The organism is Myroides odoratimimus (assembly GCF_001485415.1).
In the GTDB taxonomy this organism is placed as follows: Bacteria; Bacteroidota; Bacteroidia; order Flavobacteriales; family Flavobacteriaceae; genus Flavobacterium; species Flavobacterium odoratimimum.
In genome coordinates, this window is the sequence record NZ_BCMQ01000029.1 from 25,311 (window position 1) to 36,274 (window position 10,964).

The window sequence follows — 10,964 nt, forward strand, 5'->3', positions numbered from 1 at the left end:
AAGCCAAGAGACCTTGATAAGTAAATAGCATGCTTTAATGGTTACTCTTGGCCTTTAGCTGCTATTTACTTCTTCTTACTGGGTTTTTAAAGCATTCTCTGATAAACTGATTGACATCAGAACGTTTATAGTAGAGTTTACCACTAATAGTGTAGTATGGGAGTTTACCATCTGAGCGGTAACGCTGTAATGAGCGAGGGCTTATTTTAAAAAGTGCCATTACATCTTGACTGTCTAAAAGCTCTTCTCCATCTATAGTTTGAGTTTTTATAGGGAGGTCTTTTATATGTTCTGACAAATGATCGAAGCGTGTCATAATACGCTCCATCCATAAAAGGAATTCTATACGATCTATATTCATAATGTTAGAATTTAATGGGTTAATTAAATTTGTTAGCTAACGTTACAAATGAACAGAGCTTGGTAGAATAAATCTGCCAAGCTCTGCCAATGGGTTAATTATTTACATTATACTCTTTTGAGTAAATCAACTAATCTATCATATTGTGCCCCTAAATTCCCCATCATATTATTGAATTGATCCTTTATTCCTTGTAAAGAGTTAAAATCATTTACTTCAAACTCATTCAGTTTAAAATAATCATATGAATATTTACCTTTTGGGGTAATTGGTTTATATTTAGTAAATGTTTTATCATTCTTAATTTTTACATAATATTTCATATTAGAAAAATAATCATCAAAATTGGGATGAATAAAGTAATACTGATTTGATAATCGAAAATTGGCTGTAATAGTGTTTACATTAACTATGAAATCCATATTGCTTCCTTTAATTTTCATATTACATTTTTTACAAGAAACATTTAAATTTTCTATAGTAAACATATATTGAGGAAAAGCTTCTTTAGGTAAAATATGCTCTATATCTATTACCATATTAAACTCTGCCAACAAATTTCGTTTACAATAACAACATCTACTAGTCCCAATACGTAAATAATAATCTTTTATTTTTCGTTTGATAGCAAGTAGTTGAGTTGAACTCCACTTTTCTCCATTAGACAAATTAGAATTACTAATAAATGTAATAGTATTCATTTCATCTTGTGTAAATACTAGACTCATATAAACTTAATTTGAACTAATCTCTCTACTAACCTCTATTATTTGCTTAAGTGCATCTATTTGAACTTCATCATAAGAATTTAAAATTAATTTTTCTATATCATTTTCAAAGTCATCATTAGTGATTTTTTGCTCATCTAAGGCATTAAGTTTGTTTACTACATATTGAGAAATATATCTGTTTTCTGGCGTTGTAATATCAAAATAGTCTTCATAGATTTCCTCAACATTCTTAAGTTCTTTTTCTTTCTTTCTAAATTGCCTGAATGTATTTCCCTTAAAAATATTCAATTTATCAGTTGTAACTTCTGCACCATTTATTATTAAAGGTGAATGAGTAGCTAATATAATCTTTGGCTTATATAAATGGAATAAGTCTAAAAATTGTTTTACATACTCAACTTGCCATTTAGGATGTAAACTATTTTCAGGTTCATCTATTAAAACAATACTATTTTCTTTTATATGTAAACTAACAAAAAACAAGGAAGCTATCAATGATAACTCTCCTGAACTACCTTCATTTAAGGAGAAACTCTGAGAATCTTTATACAATACAATATCAATTCTCTTTAGTACTTTAAGTTTTTTTAGTTTTTTTTCAAATCGAATAATATTTAAATAAAAAACATCTTTCATTGATTTAAAACTACTAGAATCCAAGTTCAAACGATAGACATTATTAATTTCACTATTTCTTGCAATAATGTCTTTATTAAGCATATTAATAAAAAAAATTATATCATTTTTTTCATCCCTTTCAAACTCATTACATTCGTTGATTAATCTCTCATAATCTAAATGTAATCCTTTTATAGATAATCCTATTTCTAATTCAAATCTTATATACTGAAGTATTTTCCTAATATTCTCAATAATTTTCGAATCATTCTTAGTTAATTTAAGAAGTACTTGATCAAATACGTTTTTTAACATAGATTTCCCATAGTTACTTTTAAGTTTATGAGCTGTTGGACTTCCTCTAAAAGAAAACTTATCATAAATAGTATTACTTATAACAATAACATTGTTTTTATTTTTTATATGAAACTTTGCTAATTCATTTAAAGTAGTACTTTTTCCAACACCATTAACTCCTACGAGTATATTAACATCCTCGTTAGCCTCCTTATTTAGAGTTAAGTCAGAATAATGATCAAAAAAAAAGAAAAACATAGGTACTATAATTTATACATTATTAATTAGGAATATTAGGGTATTGCATTTCAAATTTTAAAAAGAAATCCTTTAAAACTACCTTTTCATATCTAAGTATATTATAAATAGTCGAAAATGGAATATCATATCCCTTTCCATTATTTATTTTAGAAATAGTTGATGAAGCCAAATTACAATTTTTAGCATATTGGTTTAAAGGTATCTCATCTCCCTTCTCATTTTTAAAAGGATTAAAAAATTCTTTAGAAATAAATTCACAAATGCTTCTATTCAAAACAAAGTTTTTTTCTCCCATTACAGATTTATTATGTCATATAATCAAAATAAGTCTATTTCTAACTTTTTACTGTTCGCGTTAGCGAATGATTTGTTTTTTCATTACATTTGCTTTATATCTAATTTAAAAAAAGATGTAAACATTGTCTTAATGACATATATGATATAAGCTAAAGCTTATTTATTTCTCTAACAGAAAACTGGCACTTTTCAATAATGTACAATGAGAAAATAAGTATCTTAGCCCATGACCTAGGCATGGGCTCACTTATTCGTTGTACAGGTATGCCAGTACCTCTGTTTGGATAATGTGAGTACCCATGCCAACTTATTTTATATAAGTTTGTCATTTACTTCTCACTTTATTGAAATTCTTAAGTTTCACTTTATATTAAACATACTGCAACCTTTATTCATACCGTCTCCCAATTAGGTATATAGAGGTTTTAAAACAAACAAGGTGGATTTGTTTAGTGTTCGTTGCTTTAATAATGAATGCTTACAATACCTTATCTATCCTTAATGGACTTATCGAATGTTCTATTCGAGATTTTTTCAATTATTAATTATTTATCACAAACAACCAATTAGTAACTAAACTCACATTTAGCCTATGATTACATTTTAGTTTAACTAAATCTTATCGTTGTAGATTAATTTGACATTACTTGTTTAATGTTGGATGGCTACCCTATTACCTATTTAGTTAGAGTTATAACACATTTTACGCTAGGTCTAAAAACAGTTTTTAGATGCGTACAGGATAACTATTGCCTTTATCACACATAAATATAGCTCGTTCATCCATTCGACTAAAAGGCAATATAGATTAGTTAGTAAGGAAAAAAGCTATGAAATAAGTCTCTCCTACTGTGCTATTTATTAATCACCCTTTAAAACTATTAATTATGGAGAAAAACCGCTTGCTATAGGGCTTTAGCCTAGTGGTTAATTATAGGCTTAGTCCTTAGTAGGCATTTTAAACACAACAAAAAGTATGGCTTAAAGGGATTTTAAGTCATGCTAAAAGTCCATGACTATCTCCTTGCTCTAGTTTGCATTTTGGGAGACGTGCTTTAGAGCTTGGAGATAGTTTTTTAAAAAAATATGTAGAATATAAATTACCAATTAACTAACCTTTTGATATATAGCTTATTTAAGTACTACGGCAATAAAAATCTTAATGATTTAAAAGCGTCTTATATCAAATCAATTATAAACATTATGAAAACTCAATTTAAAACCATAACTGGTTATAGGATAGCTCTGTCACTACTCTTTTTAGTTGGCTTGTTAAGCTGTCCAATTTATGCCGTATCAAATGATAAACATTTGTCTTTTAGTGTATCTGACTTGCTACAAGATACAAAACAAAAACCAACTATAAAACTAACAGGAACTGTAAAGGATTCCTTTGGTGCTCTTGGGGGTGTTATAGTGACAGTTGGGACTAAAGTAATTACAACTGATTTAGAAGGAAAATACACCATCAATATTACTTCTGGTGATAAGATAACCTTTTCAATGATGGGGTATAAAGATCAGTCTATTGTTTTTGTGGGTGGTAATGTTCTTAATATTACACTTAGTGAGGATAATAATACTCTTGACGAGATTGTAGTTAATGCAGGATATTATACTGTTAAAGATCGAGAGCGTACAGGTAGTATAGCACGAGTAGCAGCTAAAGATATCGAGTTTCAGCCAGTGACTAATCCTCTGCAAGCTTTACAAGGAAGAATGGCAGGTGTTAGTATTACTCAATTATCAGGTGTCCCAGGTAGCTCTATTGATATACAAATACGTGGTAAAAACAGTCTACAAAGCAACACTAATCAATTCATGGCAAATGTACCTTTATATGTAATTGATGGTATACATATGCCTAGTGACCGCAGTTCAAGTACAGGATTATCTGCTACTATTTTGTTACAAGGTCACAATAATCCTCTTAATTCAATTAATCCTAATGATATAGAAAGTATCGAGATCTTAAAAGATGCCGATGCTACAGCTATATATGGCTCAAAAGGAGCTAATGGTGTAGTTTTAATAACAACCAAAAAAGGAACAAAAGGAAAAGTAAGACTAACCTTCTCAAACTATCTTGCCAATAGTAAAGTAGTAAACTTTGCCAAGTTATTAAACACTCAGCAATACTTACAAATGAGAGAACAAGCCTTTATTAATGATAACATTACTACTTACCCTACTAACGCTTATGATATAAATGGAACATGGGATAGAAACAGATATACAGATTGGCAAAAAGAGTTAATTGGAGGTACAGCTACTACAACCAATACTGAACTAGGTTTAAGTGGAGGGAGTGAAAATACATCCTTTAACTTAAATGCTTCTCACAATAAACAAACAACTGTTTTTCCAGTAGATAAAGGTTTTAAAAGAGATAATATAAGCTTTACTTTTAATCATACAACAGATAAGCTAAAAATAGCAACAGCAACAACCTACTCGAGGCAAAAGAATGAACTCATACAAACTGATCTTACTTCAACAGCATTAAGTCTTGTTCCTAATGCTCCAAAATTATACAAAGAAGACGGTACTTTGAATTGGGAAAATGGAACATTTAATAATCCCTTAGCGGCATTACAAGCAAGTTACAATTATGAAAATACAGCTTTTGTTTTCAATACTAATATTAGCTATCAATTACACAATAACATTAGTTTAATACTGAATAGTGGGTTAGCGACAAATAACTTCAACGAAAGTCATTTAACCCCTCATACAGTAAATAATCCTAACTTAGGTAGAACAAGTGCTCATTCAACAGCTCAAATTTCATATACTAATTCTAAATCGTATATTTTAGAACCTCAAATATCGTGGACAAAAGAGTATGGAAAACATCGTCTTAATTTTTTAATTGGTACAACCTATCAAACAAGTAATCGAACTGCTATACATCTATACGGTTATGGATTTCCTTCTAACTCACAAATAACCAATATAGCAAGCGCTAGTTCTCAATCTATTCGTCAGCTAACTGACACGCAGTATAAATACTCAGGTTCATTTACAAGACTCAATTATACTTATGACAATAAATATATTATCAATCTTACAGGAAGAAGAGATGGCTCTTCTAGATTTGGAGACAATTACAAGTTTGGTAATTTCGGAGCTATTGGTGCGGCTTGGTTATTCTCAGAAGAACCTGTCTTAAAAGATATCTCTTGGTTAGACCTTGGAAAAATAAGAACAAGTTATGGTATAACAGGTAGTGATCAAATTGGAGATTACCAATACTTAGATACTTACTCTACTGGTTCGGCAAAGTATGATGATATCGTTGGCTTTATTCCATCAAGGCTATACAACCCTAATTTCAGTTGGGAAAAGACAACCAAAGCAGAAATAGCAATGGAACTGAGTTTATTTAATTCAACAATAAACTCAAGTATAGCATACTATAACAACAGATCATCTAACCAATTACTAGGTACTCCTCTACCGTATACAACTGGGTTTGATCAGATAATAAATAACTCAGCCGCTACAGTAGAAAATTCAGGATGGGAGTTTACATTAAACACCAATAATATTAAATCTACTTCTTGGAAGTGGACAACAAGTTTTAATATTTCTTTTCCCAAAAATAAACTTGTCTCTTTTCCAAATCTTGAAAACTCCACATACGCAAATAGATATGTTATAGGTAAATCAATAAGTGTATTAAAACTATACCACTATGAAGGTATTGATCCTACAACAGGTCAATTTAAATTTAAAGATTTTAACCAAGATGGCAAAATCACTCCTTTAGAGGATAAACAAAGCATACAAGAAGTTAATGTAAAATATCATGGTGGAATATCAAATAGCATTAGTTATAAAAATTTTGGAATGGATTTTTTATTTCAATTTGTTAAGCAAAGAGGCTATAATTATTTTCAACGAATGATCCTACCAGGTGTGGCAAGAAACCAACCTATAGAAGTTTTAAATAGTTTCTCTACAAACAATCCTAATGCTGAGTTTCCCTACTTCTCAACAGGTATGAAAGGTGATGTTCTAAGCAATTTTTTACTTATTCAAGAAAGTGATCATGCTATAAGTGATGCTTCCTATTTACGTCTAAAAAATCTTAATATTTGGTATGATATCCCATTGTCAAAGGCAAGGTTACGTCTGTATGCCCAAGGTCAAAACTTATTAACCTTTACTAATTATTTTGGAATGGACCCTGAAAATATATACCCAGGAAATCTTCCTGTTCTAAGAACATTCTCTTTTGGATTACAACTAACTCTTTAAAAAGCAAAATATGAAAACTAAACATCTATTTATACTATATCTATTTGTACTTCCAATATTAAGTACATCGTGTGAAAATGCTATCCAAGTGGATATGCCAAATAATCAAATGGGAACTGATGATATCTATAAAGATATCTCTACAACAAAAGCTGCATTAGCAACTTTATACTCAAATTTTCGAGATGCTTCCATTTTTACAGGACAAAGCACTGGTTTAGGTACTGTTATGTCAATGTATACTGATGAACTAACAAGTTTTAGTGAGATAAATTCTAGTCTAGGAACTTTTGATATTTTTAATAATTCAATTAGAGCAAATAATCCAACTATTAACTCTCTTTGGAACAGTTCTTACAAAAACATATATGCTATTAATTCCTTTATCCAAGGAGTTACTCTATCAAAGCATTTAAATATAAATGACAAGGATCCCTTAATTGCAAAGGCCTTATTACTTAGATCTATTTACTATCAAAATCTTGTACAACTATTTGGAGATATTCCTTATACTACTACAACTGATTATCAATCAAATATAATTATTAAAAAGACGCCATATTTACAAGTGCTTAGCTTAATCGAATTAGATTTAAAGCATAGCTTAACTATTTTAAGTGATACATTTGAAAAACAAAATAGAATTTATCCCAATAAAGCTGCTGCAGAGCTTCTATTGGCTCAAAACTATTTACTTCAGCATAAATATGATTTAGCACAGAACTTAAGTTCTTTAGTTACATCAAATCCATTATTTGCATTAGAAACAGATATTACAAAAGTCTTTAAAAACAATGCAAAGAGTACAATTTGGCAACTTATTCCTAGTAATTCTGGTCTTAGCACTTGGGAAGCAAGAACATACTATTTTAATATTACACCACCTACAAACCACGCTCTAAGCCAGGATCTGATCAAAAGTTTTTCTATTAATGATCTACGTCTTAAACACTGGGTAAGGGAAGTAAGTGGTAACAATAAGACCTTTTATCACAGCTACAAATACAAGAATATTTCCAATAATACAGATGAATACTCTATTGTATTTCGTGTTGAGCAAGCTTACTTTGTTTTAATTGAGTCATTGATATATCAAGACAATACAGTCGAGGCAATTAAATATTTGAACCTCTTAAAAAAAAGAGCCAACATATCACTTCTACCAAACACTTTAACTAAAGAAGAGTGTATAAAGGAAATGCTTATTGAAAGTCAAAAAGAGTTCTTTACAGAACAAGGACATCGCTTCTTTGATTTAAAAAGAAATAATCAACTCCATATCTTAAATAAGGTTAAACCTAATTGGAAAACTAATCACAGACTGTTGCCATATCCTGAAAAGGAAATCTCTTTAAATAATAATCTATTACCTCAAAATGATGGATACTAATATTCTAAAAAAAGTAATTTACCTTATTCTACTTTTAAGTTTTTCTAACTCAAAGGCTCAAGTAGACTCTATAAGTATTAGTCCCCTTTGGTTCAAACTACAAAATATTAGTATTTCTAACAGTGGAAAATGGTTAATTACACAAGAGACAAATAATGAATTCGTAAAAAGATGTATAAGCAACGCAGATACAAAGAAAGAAATCTGTTTTGAAGACACAGGTTTCATCTATTTTATAGATGATATAAAGATAGCCTATCAAAAGAAAAATCAACTCTATATAGTGAATCTGCAAAATCATAAGCAGACCGTAATAGATCAAGTAAATTCTTTTGAAATAATAGCTAACAATAGAATCTTTATTCTAACTGATCAGAAAACTGCATTACTTCTAGATACATCAAATAACATTGATAAAAAATGGGAACAAAAATCAATAAAACAATACTTTATCTCTCCATCAAGGCAACAGATGATGTATTTACAGGGTGATCAATTCTTTTCATTAGACCTTAAAAATCTAAAAAACTCATCTTTAACTGGTTCTTTTCAATTAGATTCCTTATCCAATCCAATATGGGACGATAAGCAGAATCATCTTATTGTTAAGACAACCAGGAATGAGGTAATACATATTGATTTAAAGAAGAAGGTATATTTTAGAATTGAACCTACAAAACAAAATCAAAACTTAATTAATACTTCTTATGAATTTGTGACTGATAATAACATCCTAATAAAATACCTTTACTTACATAAAACTCAAAGTCCTATAGTAGACATTTGGTACACTAATGATTACAATTTAGAGGCTAAAAAAAACACTCTAAAGGGAGATAGTTTTGTTGTCAATAATCTCTTATATAACATCGAGAATAAGCAAACAACTCCTATAATAGACAATGAAATTATAAGTTTTATTAATAACAATGAGTATCTAACCTATGATTCTAAAGCATATAAAGATTATAGTAAAAACAGCTCTACCGTATCAGTATACAAACATAATATTCTTAAAAATTCAAACAGTAAGCTATTAGATTCTCTAAGTAATTATGCTTTGACAATTTCAAATGATAAAAATAAATTCGCTTATAAATCTAATAACAAGTGGCATTTATACAACTTAAAAAATAATAAGACTACAACTATTAGCAATTTAGAAAATCAGCAAAATTTTTATTGGACTACAAATCCTAACAAAGTACTAATCACTAATAGTTCAAACCTCTGGTTATTTGATACTAATAGCCAGAGATTAAATAGACTAACTAACAATGAGACAATTAATAGTTTAGAGATTAATATTCTAAACCATCAATCTATCTCAAGCCTAGACACAAACTTCAAACCAAGTGCAATAGTCGATTTAAATAAGTCCATAATAATACAAACCTTAAACGTAAGTAATAATAGAAGCTCATTACACATAATAGATGAAAATAATATCATTAAACCAATCATAGAAAGTACTTCAGATAAAATTACTCAGGTGCTATTGTCTAATCAAAAAGAACAAATTAGTTTTTTAACCGAAAACTATAATATGTCCTATAGATTAAATTCCTATAAAGACAAGCAGCTAAGCATAGTAAAAACTAGTTCTATTGCTGACTCTTTATTTAATTGGAGAAAACAAGTGATAATTAAGTTCAAGACAGTTCAAGGTAAACAACTTAAAGGAATACTCTACTACCCTAAGAACTTTTCCGAATTAAAAAAATATCCTATGATTACCCATTTATATGAAACTCAAAATCATTTACAAAATGTATTTAGAATTCCTAAACTTGAAAATGATACAGGATACAACAATGCACTACTTACAGAACAAGGTTATTTTGTATTTGAGCCTGATACTTATGTTAGTGAGAAAGGTCCAGGAGTTACCGCTCTAGAATGCGTTGAGGCAGCAATACAAGAAGTACAAAAAAAAGTAAAACAAATTGACAGTGAAAACCTTGGAATAATGGGACAATCCTTCGGTGGATATCTAGTTAACTATATTATTACACAAGTTGATATCTTTAAAGTAGCAATAAGTGGATCCTCTCGTTCGGAATTAATAGTGGATAGCTATGGTTTTAATTACTACTTAAATAGAATGAGCTATGCCAAAATAGAAGATGCTCAATATAAGTTAAAAAGACCCTATGCGGAAAAACAAAAGGAATACTTTGCAAATTCTCCTATTTACTACTCACAAAATATTCAAACTCCAATCCTATTATGGGCTGGGAATCTTGATGAAAACGTACCTTGGAGACACACTATGAACTTATATGGTGCATTAAGGCGCTATAATAAACAAGCTATCGCTCTATTTTACACTAAAGATGGGCATAGTTTAGCTGATAAAACCAACCAAAAAGACTTAACAATAAGATCCCTTAATTGGTTATCCTATTTTCTTAAAGACACAAAAAATATTGATTGGATTAAACAAGGTCTAAATTAAAACAAGCTGTCTCCTTGCAGAGACAGCTTTTCTATTAAGGTTGCTTTTGATACAACACAGTTGGACATTGCATTGTTAACTCATCTTTTTCATAAAGAGTTCGTTCCTGATTATTCACAGCGTCATACCATGTACAAATTGGACCATCACTTATTGTTGAACAAGTAATATTTGTTTGAACACATGAAAACTCATTCTCTGAATCTAATTCATAATGACCTATACGGTCAGTAGAATTTAGTTCAACATTTTTCATTGCATTTGTTGCAAATGCACTCCCGATAGCAA

General features: G+C 29.6%; 8 protein-coding genes. 3 read left to right on the forward strand and 5 right to left on the reverse strand.

Going from position 1 to position 10,964, the window contains the following annotated elements:
* Positions 1–61 precede the first annotated feature (61 nt).
* The 4 genes from MODO_RS16730 to MODO_RS16745 form a co-directional block, all read right to left on the reverse strand.
* Positions 62–361 carry a helix-turn-helix domain-containing protein gene (locus tag MODO_RS16730; protein ID WP_059051467.1) on the reverse strand — a complete coding sequence of 100 codons (300 nt, stop codon included), beginning with the start codon at positions 359–361 and terminating at the stop codon, positions 62–64.
* 107 nt (positions 362–468) lie between these two features.
* Entirely contained in the window at positions 469–1,089 is a 621-nt protein-coding gene (locus MODO_RS16735; RefSeq protein ID WP_059051469.1) for an HNH endonuclease, read from the reverse strand.
* A gap of 6 nt (positions 1,090–1,095) precedes the next feature.
* Entirely contained in the window at positions 1,096–2,265 is a 1,170-nt protein-coding gene (locus tag MODO_RS16740; RefSeq protein WP_059051471.1) for an AAA family ATPase, read from the reverse strand.
* A gap of 22 nt (positions 2,266–2,287) precedes the next feature.
* The gene (locus MODO_RS16745) at positions 2,288–2,563 is read right to left on the reverse strand and encodes a hypothetical protein (protein WP_059051473.1); all 276 of its coding nucleotides are present in this window, start codon (positions 2,561–2,563) and stop codon (positions 2,288–2,290) included.
* A 1,205-nt stretch (positions 2,564–3,768) separates the two neighbouring features.
* On the opposite strand from MODO_RS16745, the gene MODO_RS16750 reads away from it, so the two are divergent.
* From MODO_RS16750 to MODO_RS16760, 3 genes are read left to right on the forward strand one after another with little or no spacing between them, the layout of a single operon-like run.
* A complete protein-coding gene (locus MODO_RS16750) occupies positions 3,769–6,828 on the forward strand; it encodes a SusC/RagA family TonB-linked outer membrane protein (protein WP_059051474.1) in 3,060 nt (1,019 codons plus the stop codon).
* Positions 6,829–6,838: 10 nt separating this feature from the next.
* Complete coding sequence (locus MODO_RS16755; protein WP_059051476.1) at positions 6,839–8,218, forward strand: RagB/SusD family nutrient uptake outer membrane protein; 1,380 nt, start codon at positions 6,839–6,841, stop codon at positions 8,216–8,218.
* Positions 8,208–10,676 carry an alpha/beta hydrolase family protein gene (locus tag MODO_RS16760; protein WP_162264457.1) on the forward strand — a complete coding sequence of 823 codons (2,469 nt, stop codon included), beginning with the start codon at positions 8,208–8,210 and terminating at the stop codon, positions 10,674–10,676. Before MODO_RS16755 ends, MODO_RS16760 begins: the two co-directional genes overlap by 11 nt.
* A 34-nt stretch (positions 10,677–10,710) precedes the next feature.
* Here the strand turns inward: MODO_RS16760 and MODO_RS19400 are convergent.
* The coding region (locus tag MODO_RS19400; protein WP_059051480.1) for a hypothetical protein at positions 10,711–10,964 on the reverse strand (254 nt) is incomplete at its 5' end.

Bases quoted from the DNA above. Each gene is read 5' to 3' on its own strand.
- MODO_RS16730 (WP_059051467.1), bottom strand. From the start codon at position 361: ATGAATATAGATCGTATAGAATTCCTTTTATGGATGGAGCGTATTATG.
- MODO_RS16735 (WP_059051469.1), bottom strand. From the start codon at position 1,089: ATGAGTCTAGTATTTACACAAGATGAAATGAATACTATTACATTTATT.
- MODO_RS16740 (WP_059051471.1), bottom strand. From the start codon at position 2,265: ATGTTTTTCTTTTTTTTTGATCATTATTCTGACTTAACTCTAAATAAG.
- MODO_RS16745 (WP_059051473.1), bottom strand. From the start codon at position 2,563: ATGGGAGAAAAAAACTTTGTTTTGAATAGAAGCATTTGTGAATTTATT.
- MODO_RS16750 (WP_059051474.1), top strand. From the start codon at position 3,769: ATGAAAACTCAATTTAAAACCATAACTGGTTATAGGATAGCTCTGTCA.
- MODO_RS16755 (WP_059051476.1), top strand. From the start codon at position 6,839: ATGAAAACTAAACATCTATTTATACTATATCTATTTGTACTTCCAATA.
- MODO_RS16760 (WP_162264457.1), top strand. From the start codon at position 8,208: ATGGATACTAATATTCTAAAAAAAGTAATTTACCTTATTCTACTTTTA.